This window comes from Vibrio sp. CDRSL-10 TSBA, assembly GCA_039696685.1.
Classification (GTDB): Bacteria; Pseudomonadota; Gammaproteobacteria; order Enterobacterales; family Vibrionaceae; genus Vibrio.
On sequence record CP155566.1, the window covers coordinates 1528733 to 1546747 of the forward strand.

11 protein-coding genes and 2 pseudogenes are annotated in these 18015 nt (G+C 51.4%); 11 read left to right on the forward strand and 2 right to left on the reverse strand.

What is annotated here, in order from left to right; all coding sequences use genetic code 11:
- The first annotated feature begins 61 nt into the window (after window positions 1-61).
- Together ABDK09_14585 and ABDK09_14590 are read left to right on the forward strand one after the other, a co-directional pair.
- Window positions 62-1978 carry a condensation domain-containing protein gene (locus ABDK09_14585; protein XAW90586.1) on the forward strand — a complete coding sequence of 639 codons (1917 nt, stop codon included), beginning with the start codon at window positions 62-64 and terminating at the stop codon, window positions 1976-1978.
- Entirely contained in the window at window positions 1950-4565 is a 2616-nt protein-coding gene (locus ABDK09_14590; protein XAW90587.1) for an amino acid adenylation domain-containing protein, read from the forward strand. The genes ABDK09_14585 and ABDK09_14590 overlap by 29 nt, the downstream gene beginning before the upstream one ends.
- A 68-nt stretch (window positions 4566-4633) precedes the next feature.
- On the opposite strand, the gene ABDK09_14595 is transcribed toward ABDK09_14590, so the two are convergent.
- The gene (locus ABDK09_14595; GenBank protein ID XAW90588.1) at window positions 4634-6013 is read right to left on the reverse strand and encodes a condensation domain-containing protein; all 1380 of its coding nucleotides are present in this window, start codon (window positions 6011-6013) and stop codon (window positions 4634-4636) included.
- 246 nt (window positions 6014-6259) lie between these two features.
- Window positions 6260-7468 carry an NtaA/DmoA family FMN-dependent monooxygenase gene (locus tag ABDK09_14600; protein ID XAW90589.1) on the reverse strand — a complete coding sequence of 403 codons (1209 nt, stop codon included), beginning with the start codon at window positions 7466-7468 and terminating at the stop codon, window positions 6260-6262.
- A gap of 366 nt (window positions 7469-7834) precedes the next feature.
- Between ABDK09_14600 and fepB the strand changes: the two are divergent.
- The 9 genes and pseudogenes from fepB (at window position 7835) to ABDK09_14645 (ending at window position 17931) form a co-directional block, all read left to right on the forward strand.
- Window positions 7835-8774 (forward strand): annotated as a pseudogene (fepB, locus tag ABDK09_14605) (Fe2+-enterobactin ABC transporter substrate-binding protein).
- A gap of 83 nt (window positions 8775-8857) precedes the next feature.
- Window positions 8858-9808 carry an iron ABC transporter permease gene (locus ABDK09_14610; GenBank protein XAW90748.1) on the forward strand — a complete coding sequence of 317 codons (951 nt, stop codon included), beginning with the start codon at window positions 8858-8860 and terminating at the stop codon, window positions 9806-9808.
- Window positions 9805-10851 (forward strand): iron chelate uptake ABC transporter family permease subunit, encoded by a 1047-nt coding sequence (locus tag ABDK09_14615; protein ID XAW90590.1) that lies wholly within the window; start codon window positions 9805-9807, stop codon window positions 10849-10851. The genes ABDK09_14610 and ABDK09_14615 overlap by 4 nt, the downstream gene beginning before the upstream one ends.
- 302 nt (window positions 10852-11153) lie before the next feature.
- A pseudogene (locus ABDK09_14620) lies at window positions 11154-13230 on the forward strand (TonB-dependent receptor).
- Between the two features lie 90 nt (window positions 13231-13320).
- Entirely contained in the window at window positions 13321-13560 is a 240-nt protein-coding gene (locus ABDK09_14625) for an acyl carrier protein (GenBank protein XAW90591.1), read from the forward strand.
- Window positions 13561-13598: 38 nt separating this feature from the next.
- Entirely contained in the window at window positions 13599-16466 is a 2868-nt protein-coding gene (locus tag ABDK09_14630; protein ID XAW90592.1) for a condensation domain-containing protein, read from the forward strand.
- A complete protein-coding gene (locus tag ABDK09_14635) occupies window positions 16453-16596 on the forward strand; it encodes a hypothetical protein (GenBank protein ID XAW90593.1) in 144 nt (47 codons plus the stop codon). The genes ABDK09_14630 and ABDK09_14635 overlap by 14 nt, the downstream gene beginning before the upstream one ends.
- Window positions 16593-17408, forward strand: a complete 816-nt coding sequence (locus ABDK09_14640) for an ABC transporter ATP-binding protein (GenBank protein XAW90594.1) — start codon at window positions 16593-16595, stop codon at window positions 17406-17408. Before ABDK09_14635 ends, ABDK09_14640 begins: the two co-directional genes overlap by 4 nt.
- The gene (locus tag ABDK09_14645; protein XAW90595.1) at window positions 17401-17931 is read left to right on the forward strand and encodes a 4'-phosphopantetheinyl transferase superfamily protein; all 531 of its coding nucleotides are present in this window, start codon (window positions 17401-17403) and stop codon (window positions 17929-17931) included. Before ABDK09_14640 ends, ABDK09_14645 begins: the two co-directional genes overlap by 8 nt.
- Window positions 17932-18015: the final 84 nt, after the last annotated feature.

The window sequence follows — 18015 nt, forward strand, 5'->3', positions numbered from 1 at the left end:
ACAGCCCGAAAGTTTTTATCTGAGGAACTCAAACGAAAGTGAGTGAAGCACGATGTATGATTTGACGACATTACAGGCTGCCTATTGGGTGGGCAGACAGAGCCACGATTTACAGGCGGGAGATTCTGCCCATTTATACGTGGAATTTGATGGTGTGGGGATTGACCTTGAACGCCTGTCCGATGCAGTTGAGCGGATATTTGAGCATCATCCCGTGTTGCGTATGACGGTGTCGGAGACGGGCACATGGTCGGTCAGCGAACAGTCTCAATGGCATCAGTTACGGATTCGGGACTGGCGTGACTTAACTCGTAAGCAGTGCGATCAGCAGTTGACCGAGCTGAGGCAATCCAAAACCCATCAACGGCTAGCCATTGACGATGGACAAGCGGCTGAATTCAGTTTGACACTCTTACCCGATCATGGCTTCCGTTTTCATATTGATGTCGACATGATTGCAGCTGATGCTCCGGGTTTTCGTACTCTCGTACACGATTTAGTTGCCTTATATCACGATCAGGGAATGCGCTTGGCCCGGCCATCATTCACCGTCTTCCTGGCCGGGGTGCAGGACAACGAGACGCTGACTGCGCTGCAACAACGTGATCGGAAGTACTGGCAGTCTAAGCTGGAGAATATTGCTCCGGCACCGGTATTGCCTGGCCAGAACAATAATGCGTGTCGCGGTACCGGCAGTGCGCATCACACTGAGCGTCACGCGGTGCAGTTAACCGCCCAGCAGCGTAGCCAGTTGCAGGCATTGGCAAACCGCTATCGAATCAGTATAACCACACTATCACTGACCGCATTTAACTGTGTATTGGCACATGCTATCTATCAGGCGACATTCCGGATTAATCTGCCCATGTTTTATCGTCCGGAGCAATACCAGCACACCGTTGGTGATTTTGCACAGCTTAGCCTGTTCTCGGCTCAGGTGGATTCAGACTGTTCATTACTTGAAATGTGTGAACAAACACAGCAGCAGTTGACGCAATGTATTGAACACCGTCATTACAGCGGTGTAAATATTATGCGTGATCTGTCCCGTCAGCGCGGCAGTCTGCAAACCTCGCCCGTGGTGTTTACGTCTGGCTGGGATATTGATGGTGATTTGTTCGCGACAGAAGTACATGACACGCTGGGGGAGTTAGTCTGGTCAAGCTCACAAGGGGCACACGTGCTGCTGGACGCACAAATAGTCCCTTACCGGAATGGTGTGCTGATAAACTGGGATGTGCGTGTTGATCAGGTGGCCCCGGCATTTTACCAGACTCTGTTTCAGCGCTATGTTGCCCTGCTACAACATATGGCAACCGATCCGGGCTGTATGCTGAAGCAATATCAATATCTAGCAAGTGAACAGAGCAGCGTTGTAAGTTTGGGTATACCGGAACATACAATGCCGCTTTCCGATTTACAAAAAGCGTATCTGGTGGGTCGACAGACACAATTACCGCTGGGTGGTGTCGCGATGCAGGATTTTCGCTGTTATCACGGCCATGTTGATATTGTGCAACTACGGACAAGACTGGCGGAGATGGTGGATAAGTTGGCAGTGCTACGAACGCATATCGACGAACATCAGCTGGTTCAATGGGTGAGTGAGGAACGCACGCTTAATTTTGAACATTTTGACTGGAGCCATTTAAGTCGGGATGAAGCCATCGTTAAAGCAGACGACTTGGTTGCCCGGTGTTCGCATTACCGGCACGACCTGTCGGCATCACCCTGGAAGGTATGGGTCGTTTCATTGCCCGAAGCTGAGGGAGATGATTCGGCGTTCAGACAGATTGTGCTGACTAGTATGGATGCGCTGATTTCAGATGGTCATTCCATTGCTTACCTGCTGGCCCGTTTACTGGAAAGCGCTCCCAAGCCTTTGCTAGTGCCGGCTAACCATTCGGATCCGACCGGGGAGATAACGCTTGCTACGGCTGAGAGGGTAAGTGCCGGGCCAGAAACGAGAGCAGGCTGAGCACTATTGGCGGGATAAGCTGGCCGCGGTCGATACTCCGGTAGCTTTACCCTGGTTACAGCCATTACAGCAGATTTTTGAGCCGCATTATGCCAGGCAGACGATTTGTCTGCCGGCACAGCAAACTCAGGCCCTGTTTAAACTTGCCGCAGAGCAGAGGTTATTTGCCAACAGCTTATTGACCGGGTTGATTCTGGAGACGTTATCCGCCTGGACCCCACATGGGCAATTGTGTATTGGCTTACCCGTTGCACCGCCACCGCAAGCCGGACGACTGGATAATCATTCAAGCTTCATCGCGTTGACATACTCTAATGCCCGGTCTGACTTTGCAGACCGGGTCGCTCAGATTCAGCGCGATATCGCCCACGGCGTGGCTCACCTTTCATTTTCAGGCATTGACCTCAACCGTTTGTTACTCAGCCATTTTGAGTCCGGACATATCCCACTACCTGTGGTGATCACTAATGGACTTGGATGGGAAACGCTTTGTGACGGAGATAGCGTGCGTCAGCATACCGGGTTGACTCAGACACCTCAGATAGCCATCGATTTTCGTATTACTTACGACGAAGAACGTAATTTGTGTATCAGTGCGGATTACGTAACCCAGGCTTTGAGCAAGGAGCAGGTGAAGACCTGGCTGAATGTGATTAACCGAGCGATGCTGGATATGATTGAGTTGCAGGCGATACAGTGGCGCGCCAATCAACTCGTGCCGTTGGGTCACTATTGTCACAACAGCAGTGCGGTGGTCAATAGTGACCCCTATCTGACTATCATCAGCCAGCGGCTGTTTTCTTCCGCTGATGACAATACCGCACTCATCAGTGACGGGCAGAGCTGGAGTTATACTGCTCTGGGGCTGCATGTACGCCGGATAATGACGCACCTGCAGGGCTTCGGCTTACAACCCGGAGATGTTGTGGCGGTGTGCTTGCCACGCGGTGCAGAACATATCATGGTCAGTGTGGCATGTGCGCTGAGTGGATTGATCTGGGTGCCTGTCGATGAAGCAAGCCCGGCGGAGCGCAAAGCTTATTTACTCTCACACTGTCAGGCGTCACTGGTGGTCACCCGCGGCAGTGATGATAGCCACGGCGGTGTGTCGATCGCTGCGCTGACCGGGCCGGTTGATAGTCTAGTGGAGGTTGCTGATGATGAATCACTCAGCCGGTTAAGTGCCAGCGAAAAGGCGGGGTATTATCTGTATACTTCCGGTACCACAGGTCAGCCTAAATGTGTTGTGGTCAATCATCGTGCAACAGCCAATGTGTTACATCATACACGGAAACAATGGCAGGTGACCGAACAGGATGTATTCATCTCAGTCACACCTTTGCATCATGATATGTCAGTGTTTGATGTGTTCGGTTCTTTGTCTGCCGGTGCCACTCTGGTCATTCCGGATGCTGACTCAGACAAGGATGCGTTATACTGGAATGAGTTGGTTTCTAGTTACGGTGTCACAGTTTGGTGCTCGGTTCCGGCTATTCTGGAAATGTTGCTCGCCTGTCAATCTCCCGGACAGGGTCACACGTTACGTCTGATCGCTCAGGGAGGGGATTACATAAAACCACAGACTATTCAGACGTTACGGGATACATTACCCGAAGCCCGGCTGTTTTCCCTGGGAGGGCCAACAGAAACTACGATCTGGAGTATCTGGCATGAGATTTCTGCTGCTGATCGTCAGATTATTCCCTATGGACGGCCATTACCCGGCAATCAATACTACATCGTCGATCAGGCTCATCGGCATTGTCCCACCGGTGTGGAAGGGCGCATTGTCACCGCCGGTGTTAATCTTGCGCTGGGCTATCTGGTTGAGGGCGAAATTGACCAGACGGATTTTATTCAGCTTGAGAGCCCGTCGGGACAAGTTGTCCGTGCCTTTAAGACTGGTGATCAGGGCTATTATCGCGATGACGGCACCATTATTTTCTCCGGACGGGTGAATGGATACGTTAAAGTACGCGGGGTGCGGGTTTCTCTGCCTGATATTGAACAACAGTTATTGGCGACTGGCCGGGTCCGCGATCTGGCCGTCATCGATTATCTGGACCCGCGCAGTAATGACATCGGTCTGGCTCTGTTTTATGTCTGCCAGGATACAAAGCAAATCAGTGCTTCTGAGTGGCGAACACTTATCCGGCAACGGTTACCAGCGTCTCACCTGCCGCAGCAATTTATTGCACTGCAGCAGTTTCCGCTCTCTGCGAACGGAAAAAAAGACAGGCGTGCACTGAAGGCCCGGTTAGAAGCACCAGAGTACCCTGAACCGGCTCATCTCGCCGTTTGCTCAGACCACAGCACGCAAGCACCTGCTCGCACTGGGAGGGAGGACCATGCGTCGAGCTCATCACATTGTCGACAGGTGATTGACATTTATCAGCGTGTATTGGGCCTTGATGCTGCGTTGTTGAGTGAACACAGTGAATTTATCGCGGCAGGTTTATTGCCTTCACACATCAAAACCGTGGCGGAAGAGCTGACTAGCCACTTTGGCCTGCCCGTCAATGCCCGCAACTTGCTGAGTTGTAAAAATGCCGCTCAGGTAGTGACATTATTGCAGCAAGCAGAGTAGCTAAGTGAAAAAGCCGACCTGAGGTCGGCTTTTTCACGGGCAATAGGTCAGCATGCGCCAGGTACTGGTTACGACGACGCCCGTTCGAGGGCCTGATAGAGTTTTTCCACGGGCTGATGCAGATAATCCTGATTTAGTCCTAACTGCAGAAAACGCTGGATACGTTCTGCGTGAGGGTTGAATTCGTTTTCCGGGTGCGCGTGCGAGTCAGCATCCAGGCACAGCAGCAAGTTGTCGCCATTCGTGCGACCGCGAAAAGTCAGATTGAATCCGTCAGCCGGGCCACTGGTAATCACGTGATGTCTGACTTCGCAATCGGCGAACTCGGGCGGATCAAAAGGAAGTACATTAATAAACGGTGAGAAGAAATAGCGACTGTTTTGTGTGACCCCCTGATCGCGGGCAATCTGTTCAATCCGATAACGGCCGTGTGCGTATAACTTGCGCAGTTGCTTGCCGTTTTCGATCAAATAGTCATTGAGCGTCACTTGTGGATTCACAGAGACATACAGTGGCAGAATATTGACCATCAAGGCTGGCATGTAAGCCCCGACACTGCCCCAACGGCTCATAAACGGTATCCACAGTGGCATGGTATTTTCCTGACCGAGATAATCCGAGGCCAGGTAGCGATGCATATACAGCCCGGACAGACCAACCAGTAAATCCGGCCAGCCCATACCGACCTGCTGCGCCAAATCGCGCAGTTGTTCACTGGTCCGGTTGCTCAGCTCATGGTGCATGTGCAATGTGTGCTCATCACCGTTATCTTCTTCCTTATCGAGAACGGTCAACCGGGCTGGATGAGACAAATAGTCATTCCAAAAGCGTTTATCGGTCTGATAACGGTTACTGGCCTGATAACTGTGTTCTTCATCCACAAAACTTCTGAAGGCGTTAAACGGTTTGCCTTTGTCTCTCTGGGTAAGGTAATGCTGATAAAGCGCGGCGCAGCGTTGCTCAAATAAAGTCATCCCAAATCCGTCCATCACGATATGGTGTGCTCTCAAATACCACACATAGTGATCATCGGCCAATTTCATTAACCATTGCGCGGAGAGAGGATCCTGCAGCAAATTGAGTCGCGCATTCACATCTTGCCGCATGGCGGTTTCTGCAGCAGCAAGCGGCTCCGGACTGCAAGTGAAATCGTAAAATGTAACCTGCGGTATCAGCGTTGCGTCGTGTGCCTGGAGCGGCGTTTGCCCGTCTTCGGCAAGACGAAAGCGCAGCGACAAGACGTCGGTTTCGATAGCGGTTTGTGCAATAGCACGCTGCAGAGCTGAGGCATCAATGTCACCTTTCAGTTCGATCGAGTGCGCCACCGTGGATAGGGGCTCATCAGGGTAAAGGGCGAATTCTTCCCAGAAATCAAGTTGCGGCAGCGTTAGCGGCATCCATTGAAGTGTTGAACCATTCACTGACATGTCAAAGCCTTTTGTTGTCATTATCATTAGTCTCAAACGCGCCCGACAAGCGCGTCATAAAGCTGACATCTGTTGGTGTCAGCTTCATCCATCTTAACCCTGAATATATAGTTAGCAATGATTATCATTTGCATTAATGTCAAAGTTTACGGACTTAGATCTCGACACACTTAAATCTCAAGATGGTCACGCAGAGTTTGGCCATTGTATTCACGGCGAAATAAGCCTGCCTCAGCCAGTTTGGGTATCAATTGATCAAAAAACAGATCAACGGATTGCCAGGACCCGCCGGGAAACCGCAATAAAACCGTCAGCGGCACCAGCCTGAACACGCTCAATAATCGAATTGAACGCATCTTCAACGGTACCAATCACTATCCAGTGGGCAGAACCAATGACTTCAGGGCGTTGCAGCAGCGCTTCCACGGTCGGGGACTCGCGTTCGATCAAACGTCGCAGCAGTTGGCTATGGGTTTGACTGCGCACTTGCGTTGGCTGGGCGGGTAACATTTCGGCACTGATTCTTTGTTTGAGTGGGAGCTGGCTGAGATCAATGCCCAGAGCTTCCTGTACGTAGGCGTATTTACGCGCAATATCGATACTGGCATGGGTTTCTCGGTGCAAAGCTTCAGCTTCTTCTCTGGTGTGTGCCAAATACAAAGAAAGTCCGGGCAGAACTTTAACCGCATCGGATGGTCGTCCCTGTTGTAGGGCGCGGCGCTGTAAGTCAGCGCGTAACTCGACGCCGGCTTCGATGTCTGGTGTCGCGGCAAAAATCGCATCCGCAATTCCCGCAGCAAACTGGCGGCCTGAATCAGACGCGCCGGCCTGAAACAGCGGAATATCGCCGCCCGGATAGCGGGGTACGTTGAGTGGTCCTTGGACCTTAAAGTAATCTCCTTGGTGATTTATCGCCTGGATCTGGCTGGTGTCGGCGTAATCACCGTTGGTTTTGTCTGCATGAATCGCTTCGTGAGGGTAGCTGTTCCACAGCCGTCGTACGACGTCTGTGAATTCGCGTGCTTTGAGGTAGCGATCTTCAGAGGGCATCATTGAGGCGTGACCAAAGTTCTGATGACCGTCAATCGCTGTGACCACATTCCAGCCGACACGTCCTTTGGTCACCCAGTTAAGAGACTGTAACTGACGCGCAACGACATAGGGTGGGTTAAAGGTGGTCGATGCCGTCGCGACCAACCCGATATATTCGGTTTCACGCGCCACGGTGGCCAGTAACACCATAGGATCCAGGCTGCTGAAGCCTGGTTCTGTAGCCACGGCATGGGTGGCAAGAAACAAGGTATCGGGGCGAAACAGAAAATCAAGTTTTGCCCGTTCGGCTCGCCTGGCCAGTTCGACATACAGATCGGTGTCGTAAAGGCGTTCAATTCCGCTGTCGGCTCGGCGCCATCCGTTTTTAGTCAGCCAGCTCACCGCCAGCGCCATTCCTATGCATAAAGGTTTGGGAGAACTCATGGTCAGGGTCCTTATTGTTTGAGGGGCAGCGATAAACCAGGCCAGCTCATCAGCGGGGGACAGTACTGGATCATCTAATCCGCAATATTTGGCTTTTCTGGCCTGTCGTGATGAGTCGTCGCTTCGTTTACCGCTGTTGTATATGTGAAAATGTCGCTCTTTTTGTGTTCGCTTGTTGAACTGAGTGCATAGTTGTGTGTAGCATAATTAGTCACCGTTGAGTGCCACGATTGATTTTTCCACCCTCTCCGCCATGGGTTAGAAACGTTCGCACTGTAAGAGGCCTCTTGTTCCGGGCATGATCTCCGTCTGTTTGAATCGTCTTTTTAACTGATGTTGGACTACATTAATGTAATGAGAATCACAATGATAATAAATATCATTAAGAAATTTATATTTATTTTAATCGTCATGAGTTTTCCACTCAAAGCGCATGAGTGGCCGAGAACTTTTGTCAATGCTGATGGTTCAGAAACAGTACTGCATGGGCCGGCGACACGCATTCTTTCCACTTCAGTCTCTATTACCGGGACATTGTTAGCCGTGGACGCGCCCGTGATCGCTAGTGCCACAGCCACCAATGGTGAATATTTTAGTCAGTGGCAGAGTATTGCTGAGAAAAGGGGAGTTGAACGCTTGTGGCCCGCTGGTAGTGTCGATCTGGAGATGGTGTATGCCTATCAGCCTGATTTAATCATCGTTTCCCTTGGCGGGGCGGATTCAGCCTTGGGGCAACTGGATGAATTGCGTCAAATTGCGCCAACCGTGGTTCTGGACTACGGTGGTCAAAATTGGCAGCAACTGGCACACAGGATTGGTCAGGCCACCGGATTGGAACAGCAGGTGCAGCGTAAGATCCAAACCTTTGATCATTATGTTAAGGCAATCCGGTCCAATCTCGAATTGCCACCGGGTAAGGTCAATATCATCAGCTATAACGGGGCGGGTGTCACCAACCCAATAGCCACACCGGATGGTTCACATGGCATGTTGTTGCGAGCGCTGGGCTTTGATGTTGAAGGTCCAGATCCGGCTTGGCAGACCGGACCGGGGAATTTGAATGACTTTGTTCGGTCTCATTATGAACATCTGACCCAAATGACAGCACCGACGACGTTTCTTGTTTAATGCTACAGATGAGAAAGTGCCGCAGTTCGTTAATGATCCGGTTTTGGCCAACTTGCCATCGGTCAAAACCGGACAGGTATATGGGTTAGGTGCCAATTCATTCCGGATTGATTATTTCAGTGCAATGGAAATCGTCGACTCAATTCAAGCGCGATTTAGCCGCCGGGCTGCACGATGACCACTGATATCCTCAATCATATGCCGATGCATCGCCGCAGTTTCAGACAACGATGGGGGTTAGTGTTCTTGCTGAGCCTGCTAATGATATGCGTTTGCTGCAGCGTATTTATTGGTACCCGTTTTGTGGCGCCATCGGTTACCTGGCAAGCGCTGATTGCGTTTGACCCCGGCAACAGTCAGCATTTGCTGGTACATCATTTACGAATTCCGCGCACTTTGCTGGCAATAGTGGTCGGCAGTGCTTTAGGCATCGCCGGGACTATGATGCAGGCACTGACCCGCAACCCCCTCGCTGATCCAGGTGTATTGGGTGTGAATGCTGGCGCAACGGTGGCGATTGTCAGCGCGATTGCGCTATTTGGTGTCACTGATGTACTTGGCTACATGTGGTTTGGTTTACTGGGCGCTAGCCTGGCTGGTGGGGCGGTTTATCTGCTGGCGGGGTTGAGGCAGGACATCAATCCGGTCCGTGTTGTATTAGCGGGATCGGCGTTGTCCGTGGTGTTGCTGGCGCTGACCCACATTATCACGGTAAATAGTGAACAGGCAGTATTTGATCAGTTCCGCCACTGGGCCGTGGGCTCCTTGCAGGGGCGAGGCTACGCCGTGCTGTGGCCGGTGTCGGCTCTGGTGGTGATCGGCATAGCCGTATCCTGGGGATTAAGAGAAGCACTTAATACGGTGGCCTTGGGGCAAGATGTTGGTGAGGCTCTGGGGGCCAGCCCGCAGCGCATTTGGTTGCTGGCAGCTGTGGTTATCATCATTCTGAGCGGGGCGGCGACATCGGCCGCGGGTCCCTTGAGCTTTATCGGTTTGATAGCCCCGCATATGGCCCGATTCCTGGTTGGGCCGGATCATCGTTGGTTATTGCCTTATGCGATGATCATCGCCGCGTTATTGACCGTGATTGCCGATATTCTTGGCCGTATCATTGGCTATCCCGATGAGATCAGTGTCGGGATTATGGTGGCATTAATTGGTGGTCCGTTCTTTGTGATACTGGTGAGAAAATGGAAGATTGCACAATTGTGAAAGGGACACGGAACGCAGGTTATTCGGTCTGGCGCTATGGCCGGGCCTCGATATGCTACTCACCTAAGTCACTGTACTGGTTGGCAGCGTTGACGCTGCTGGTGATCATTCTGGCTGTCTATTGTCTGTCTGTGGGCAGCTACTCAATTTCGGTCGCGGAGTTATGGCAGGTATTGACTGGCCAACGCGAGCAGGGCATTCAGCAACGGATTGTATTAAACCTGCGCTTACCTAGAGTGTTGACTGCGGTATTTGTCGGCGCGGCACTTGGCATGTCCGGCGCTGTTTTTCAGTCGGTGTCTCGAAATGCGCTCGGCTCTCCGGATGTCATCGGATTTACTACCGGTGCAGCAACCGGAGCCATTGCACAAATCGTGCTATTTGAATCGGGCCCGGTTCAGGTGGCGATTGCCGCGGTGGCCGGTGGCCTGGCTACGGCTGCAGTGGTCTATCTGTTAGCACGTAAGGCAGGTGTCGTGGGCGGTTATCGTCTGATCCTGACTGGTATCGGTTTGGGCGCGGTACTCAGCGCATTAAACGGACTAATGCTGGTGAAAGGCAATATTGATAATGCGATGAGTGCAAACCTTTGGCTGGCCGGCTCCCTTGATGCCCGTAACTGGTCACACGCGTTACCCGTGCTGGCAACTGTGTTAATCGTATTTCCGCTTATGGTCGCGTTGGCAAAATCACTCTCTATGCTCGAAATGGGCGGCGATTTAGCGACGCAGCTCGGGATTCGGGTTGAGTGGGTGAGGGTTGTCATGTTGTTCGCTGCTGTGGTTTTGGCGGCAGTCGCTACGGGGGCGGCGGGACCAATTGCGTTTATTGCCCTGGCGGCGCCGCAACTTATCCGCCGGTTAATTTGCCGAGACGGTTTGTCCATTTATGGCGCAGCCATCATGGGCGCGCTATTGATGGTTGTCGCGGATCTGATTACTCAATTACACCCTTTCAGCCTGAATTTACCTATTGGACGGATGACGGGAATTGTCGGTGGGATGTATCTGGTGTGGCTATTGACACGTTCCAATCGATTTTAATCGCGCCCTCAGATCGAAACATGTTTATTGTTTTAAATTATTGATATTAAGCGTTTTTAATTATTTTCGTTCTTCGGCGTGATTCAAATCAGATATTGTTACTAATTCTTACAAATGCAAATGAGAATGCTTTACATTTGTATTTGTTGGTTTTAAAGTGAGCGTCCTGATCGACGGGAATCTATCCGATCAGGCAATGACTCGCTCGCAGACTGAAGTTTATCTATCCGAAAAAATAGGGTAAATAAAGCTGTCTCAGCGGCGTGAGTGTGTGACGTAATTGCTGACGAGGGAGAAAATAAATGACAGCATCACACTCTGTTCCAATCAAAGCACCGTTACCGGCAACTCACCTGAAGCTGACGGTTTTGTCAGCCATGATGCTGGGTTTGTATCATGCACCGATGGCGGTTGCCGCCGAGCAAAGTAATGACGATCCAACCACTACAATGTCGACCATCACGGTATATGGCGAAAAGGTAGCGCGATCTGTCCATGATACCAGTGCCAGTGTCTCCGTGTTTGATGAAGATAAAATCAACTCGATGCCCAATGCGACGGATGTGACCGACCTGCTGCAAAATACACCGAATATCGTGGATGTTGGTGTCGGTAATGATGTCCCGGCTATTCGGGGCATAGACGGATCCGGCGCGGCACGCGGTGCAAACGCATTTTTGAACGGGACTCGTCCACGCTTGAATGTATCACTTGATGGTCGTTCGCTGACCTATAATGAGTTGGCATTCGGGCCACAGTCACTGTGGGATCTTAAACAGGTAGAAGTGTATCGCGGACCGCAAAGCTATATTCAGGGCCGTAATGCCATGGCAGGCGCTGTGGTATTGCAGTCTAATGATCCGACATTTGACTGGCACAGCTCAGTACGGGGTTTCGGTCGGAGAGCAGGGGTATTCACAGACAGCTGCCATGGTGTCAGGGCCGATTATCGAAGATGAGCTGGCGTTTCGCCTTTCTATTGATCGTCAGACACGGGAGAGTTTCGTTGATATGCCGTCGTATGAACCGATCGGTGATCCAAGAGATATCGAAACCATCACTGCCCGCGGCAAACTTTTGTATGAGCCGGCTGCATTACCGGGGTTATCGACCAAACTGACTTTGAACCACTTTGACAGTACCGCACCGCAAAACGAAGCCTTGATTCCTTCAGAGGAACACCAGAGCGCACGTTATGATGTGCGCCGTCCTGTGTTTGAAACCAAAAATACCAGCGCAGTTTGGGATTTCGAATATCAGACCGCAGGCAACCTCTCATTCCAGAATCAGCTTGCGTATACCGATTTCACCATTAATCGTCGCACGGTAACCACTTTGCCTTACGCGAACATCGACGGTAAGGAATTTCATATTGAACCTGTGCTGCATTTTGCAACGAATGATCAACAGTGGCGTGGCCTGGCCGGTTTACGTTATTACCACTCCAAGCAGGATGAATACGTCTACATCTTTGGCGGTAGTAGCTTTGATGACAAAACCGAAACCAGCTCTGCCTTTGGTGAACTGACATATGGACTGACACCCGCCGTAGACCTGACGTTTGCCGGGCGTTTAGAGCGGGAGCATCGTATTCGTGAGGGGGGCAGCTCGACTGTTGCTGTCGATTTTGATGAAACGTACAACGTGTTTCTGCCCAAAGCGGACATCGCCTGGAAACTTAATCAGGATCATACCGTCGGTATGATGGTGGCGAAAGGCTACAATGCTGGCGGTGCCGGAATGACGTTTGATACGCCGTATACCGCCTATACCTACGATGAAGAGTACGTCTGGACTTATGAGTTGTATTCGCGTCACCGCCTGATGGATGGTCAGGTCGAGCTGACATCCAACCTGTTCTATAACGACTATGATGATTTGCAACTGCCGTTCTACATCAGTGCACGCACTACGGCGATCATTAATGCCGACAAAGCGAAAACCTATGGTGCGGAGTTCACCTCGCGCTGGATGCCATTTTCCGATCTTGAGCTTTCAGCTGGCCTGGGCTTGCTTAAAACCAAAATTGAGCGTTTCGATGGCAGTGACAATGAAGGTAATGAATTACCTCGTGCTCCGTCCTATAGCATGAACTTTGGTGCTGACTACACCTTCTTCAATAACTTTGAGTTCAGTACCAGTATCAATTACACCGACAATTACTACTCCTATTACGATAATGATGAGCTGGGGGAAATTGACGCAGATTGGATTACCAACGTTCAACTGGCTTACAACTTCAGCATGGGACGGGCCACACTGTTTGCCACTAACCTGTTTGATTCCACCCAACCAACCATGATCACTGACAATGATGTCTATACCGCAGTGACGCAGCAGCCTCGTTTGGTTGGTGTATCTCTGCAACTGGACTTCTGACCGAAAGCGGTGCCTGTTTACGGGCACCGCTGTTTTGATGACCGGTGTTGCTGTTACTCAGCAGCCTATTCAGCGGATAAACCAATCAACATGACCGACATCCAACACATAGTACAACGAGAGGTGACGCTAATACTGCCTCAACAGGGGGCTGAGATCAGCGAGGATACCAACCTGTTTGATGCGGGCCTGCATTCACTGCTTGTGATGCGCCTAAGTGAACGCCTGAGTTCGCGGTGCGGAGTTCATATCGGCTATGCAGCGCTTGCTTCCCAACCGACGATACAGAGCTGGATACAACACATCCAGCACCTCAGCGATCAGCAATGATTCACCCCGATTAAACGCTCGACGCCAAGGAGACCATCATGAGCGAACTGCATTCTTACACCCAGTCAACCGCGGCCAGTCGCATAAGCACTAATACCCGGACGGCGAATGAATTTGAGCAGCAAGTCTGGCTGCATCATGAGCAATGCGGTGACAGTACGCATCAATACGTCAGTGCATTTCGCCTTAATGGTGAGGTTGATCTTGCGTGGCTGATTAAAGCGCTTGAAGCTATGCTGGATTCTCTGCCCGATATCAACAGTCGCTACCGGCTAAATGAAGATTTTGAGTTAGTCAAAGAGCCCGGACCGCAGCGTTCAGCCTGGGTTGAACTGATGCGTTTTTCTGAGCGTCGCGAAGCAGTGCAGCAATTGCTGACCTGGCAGGATCAACGTATCGATTTGGCTCACCAATCGCCATTGGCATGTCGCCTGATGATTGGCGAAGACGTGATTCTCGCGCTGCGTCACCACCGGATTGTGGCGCAATGCCTCAACTGGCAGGTCATGTTCAGTTCTCTGAGCGGGTTCTATCATGGTGAACTCAATATCGAAGACTGGAATCAATCACAACCTGGAGGTACGCCTGTTGTCCACCCATTTTATCAAACTCAGCAACCGCTGAACTCCAATCATCACTGGCTTGCCGCGGGACAAACCCGCTTACGTTATCCGCTTGAACATTTGGGTCAGGATCGTTTGAAATCCGTTGCCCGGCGAGCAGAGACTGTTCGGGTCACTGTACCGTTTAATTTGTTGACACGTTGCGTGGCTGGTAAAGAGGAAGCCAACAGTCAGGAGCATGCGGCGATGTTATGTGCTGCCATAGGTGCATTCGGTCGTTTTCTCGCCCGGTTAAACGGTCAGACTGAGTGCACGGTGTTTGCGCCGTCTGATATTCATCAGCGTCACCAAGAATTGAATGGCCGTGCCGTGCAGAGTGACTTAGTGCAAATTACGATCGACACCAGACTCAGTGAAATTAACGCCTATCAAAGCGTAAAGTCTGCCTGGCAGACACCAACAGGTGTGGCAAGGACTCCGACTGACTCGGGTGAACTGGCAACGCTGGTGACCTGGAGTGTTGACCCTGCCCGACACCTGCGACTAAGCCAGGTTCAGAGTGAGACAATTCGTATCCCGCCACTACACAGTGACTTTGATCTGGTGTTAGCGTTGGGACTGAGCTGTGACAATAAATTGCTACTTGAGCTGACCAGTGGCGAGCGGGTATCGTCTTATATTGGTGCCCGCTTACTTGAGCAGTTTGTTGACTATCTGCACGGCAATCAATCCTTCGAGACGCTTCCTGCACTGCTCGCAGACGGGGACGCTAAGGCAGTGGCCGAAGCATTGCCCGAACAGTTGGACACGGCAGACAGCACTTCTGCTGACGATACGTTACAACGTGAACGGATCGCATACCTGATTCGTGATGCTTTTGCCGAGGCCTTAAAAGTGACGCAGTTTGGTATACACGATGACTTCTTTGACTTCGGCGGACATTCGCTGGTTGCCACCCGGGTTATCGGCCAGTTAAAAGCTGAACATCAAATTGAAATTCATATTAATGATTTGTTCAGTCAGCCAACGGCGTGGGGGCTGGCGGAGCATGCTGTGGATCATGGCGGAAATCCGTCGCACCTGGCGCCAACGGACTTGTCGTACAGTACACTCACTTCTCACAGTCGCAGCGCGCCGCTTTCCTTCGCTCAGGCTTCGTTGTGGAAAGCTTACGCTGCCTTTGGTTACAACGAACTGTTTAATATTCCTTTTGCGCTGCGTTTTGTCGACCCGGTCGACGAGTCGGTGTTTGGTCTGGCCTTTGCTGACCTGCTACACCGCCATTCAGCGCTGCGCAGTCTGTTCCACTCTGACGGTGATCAGGTTGTGCAAACTGTGATTGAAGTCGGTGCGCTGGAGCATTATCGCTGGTTTTGGCCTTCATCAGCCAGCGTGGGAATGGATCGCCAGGCAGTTCTAAATCAGGAAGCCGGGTATATCTTTGATCTGAAAAAAGAACTGCCAATCAGAGTGCGTTTTGTACGTGATACTCAAAGCGGAGCACAGTACTTGTCGCTGCTTGTTCATCATATTGTGTTGGATGAATGGTCAGTTAACTTACTGATCGACGATCTCAAACTGGCTTATGCTGCACGCAGTGCTGGTCGTGAGCCGCAATGGCCGTGTGAGGTTGTGCCATTTACTGAATATGCTTTGCAACAAGCTCGTCATGGTGCTAATTCGGAGCATCTTGGTTACTGGTTGGAACAATTACGCGACGCTCCGTTTGATGCGCCGATCTTACCTGCGTTACAAGGTGACGTTCACTGCGCTTCTGATGCTGGTGGCTGGGTTGAAATTGGTCTCGAACCTAAGGTTATCTCAGGGTTATACGGGCTGGCGAAACAGCAGGGCGCATCGCTGTTTAATGTGGTTTATGCTGCGATAGCGATGACCCTGAAGCATCTTGGGGCTCCGGATAAACTGTTGGTGGGTACGCCAGCTTCTGGCAGGCTGGACAGTGAGTTTTACGATACGGTGGGCTATTTTACCACCCTCGCTATGCACCTGGTCCACTTTGATCAGGCTGACACAGTTGGTGAACTGGTGGCACAGGTTAAAAACACCATAAATCAATCACTGCCATACTCAGATGTGCCGATTGACTGGGTGGAAGACGCGCTTGCAGGGGCACGTCAGGATAAACATCACCTGTTTGAGGTAATGATCCAGCTGCACGCCAAGAATAAATTACATGGTGAACTCACTGCAGACGGAAATCTGGTACGTTTTGAACAGGTCGATCCGGAGAAAAGTGAATCAGCACTTGGCCTGCAGTTTGAAGTGATGGAAGAAACGGGTGGCCGGGCAGGACAGCCTGCGTATTCTGATGAGCTATCGTAGCGATGTATATGGTTCAGAGCAGGTCAGACAACTGACCTCAGTCACTCAGTTTATGTTGCACCAGTTTGCCCGTCCTGAGGCGGCCGGTCTCGGGTTGAATCTTTTGCTGACCAAGCAGGAGCAAGTATGACAAATGGTGATTTTCCGGCCCGACTGACCGGAACTAATTTACAATTGGGCTATGAGAGTCATACCGTATTTGACGGTATTGATGTTCGAATTCCGGACGGTCAGTTTACTGTCATCGTCGGGCCGAATGGCTGTGGTAAATCCACATTGTTGCGGACACTATGTCGCCTGCTCAAACCCAAGGCCGGCCAGGTATGCCTTGATGGTGAAGACATTCACCGACTTGAAACCAAAGCGCTGGCCAGGCAACTGGGGCTATTGCCTCAGAGTGCTTCAGCGCCGGACGGGATCAGGGTCGTTGATCTGGTCGCCAGAGGGCGCTACCCACATCAGAAGTTCTTTCGGCAGTGGAGTCTGGAAGATGAAAGAGCGGTGCATTCGGCGATGCAGTTAACCGGCGTTGAATCACTGGCGCAGCGTCAGGTTGATGCACTATCGGGAGGTCAGCGCCAGCGAGTGTGGATTGCAATGGTGCTGGCTCAGCAGACTTCTCTGCTGCTGCTGGATGAGCCGACAACCTATCTTGATATTGCTCATCAGATAGAATTACTTGACCTGTTCCGCGATTTGAATCAGCGTCAGGGTCACACCCTGATCGCTGTATTACATGACTTGAATCAGGCTTGCCGCTACGCTGACCATATTATCGCGATGGGCAATGGCGAGATAATTGCGGAAGGTAAACCTGCGGATCTAGTGACCGCTGAGTTGGTGCATCGTGTGTTTGGCTTGGAGAGTCTCATCATTGAGGACCCGGTCAGCCATACGCCGCTAGTGATCCCCTGTAGTCGTCCGGCCGCTAGCCATGAGTAGCCACTTTCTTAAGCCTGTGCGTTGCATCCGATTAGGCCGGGAAGCGATACAGGTGCGTCAGTTCGATACGGCGCACTATAATGAAGCGGTGCCTGAACACTATCACATTCGTATTCCCGACTCGATGAAACGGGCAGTGATTCAGCGCCAGGCAGAGTTTGTGGCCGGAAGAGTTGCGGCATGTGATGCTTTGCGAGCCTGTCGGTCGGCTGTGATGCAATTGCCGGTTGGTCAGCACCGCGCGCCAATATGGCCGGATGGCGTGGTTGGTTCTATCTCCCATCATGATCATCTGGCTGTTGCGATCGCAAGGCGATCACGCAGTGATATGCTGGGAGTCGATATTGAAAACTGGATCAAAGACGCGACGCTGGAAACGATTCAGGGCGCGCTGGCCGGCCGGGAAGACAGGGAGCAGATGCAGGGGTTATCGCTCAGTCAATACCAACGGATGACTGTTCTTTTTTCAGCTAAAGAGAGTGTTTTTAAAGCTCTTTACCCGCGAAACCGGCTGTTACTTTGATTTTTCTGAATCCATGCTCAGTAGTTGGCATGAGGGTAAACAAAGTCTGACTCTGGATCTGACGCCTGACGCAGCGCACAAAGC

Coding starts and splice junctions, on each gene's coding strand:
- ABDK09_14635 (XAW90593.1), top strand. CDS start 16,453: ATGAGCTATCGTAGCGATGTATATGGTTCAGAGCAGGTCAGACAACTG.
- ABDK09_14600 (XAW90589.1), bottom strand. CDS start 7,468: ATGAGTTCTCCCAAACCTTTATGCATAGGAATGGCGCTGGCGGTGAGC.
- ABDK09_14645 (XAW90595.1), top strand. CDS start 17,401: ATGAGTAGCCACTTTCTTAAGCCTGTGCGTTGCATCCGATTAGGCCGG.
- ABDK09_14610 (XAW90748.1), top strand. CDS start 8,858: ATGATATGCGTTTGCTGCAGCGTATTTATTGGTACCCGTTTTGTGGCG.
- ABDK09_14640 (XAW90594.1), top strand. CDS start 16,593: ATGACAAATGGTGATTTTCCGGCCCGACTGACCGGAACTAATTTACAA.
- ABDK09_14595 (XAW90588.1), bottom strand. CDS start 6,013: ATGACAACAAAAGGCTTTGACATGTCAGTGAATGGTTCAACACTTCAA.
- ABDK09_14630 (XAW90592.1), top strand. CDS start 13,599: ATGAGCGAACTGCATTCTTACACCCAGTCAACCGCGGCCAGTCGCATA.
- ABDK09_14625 (XAW90591.1), top strand. CDS start 13,321: ATGACCGACATCCAACACATAGTACAACGAGAGGTGACGCTAATACTG.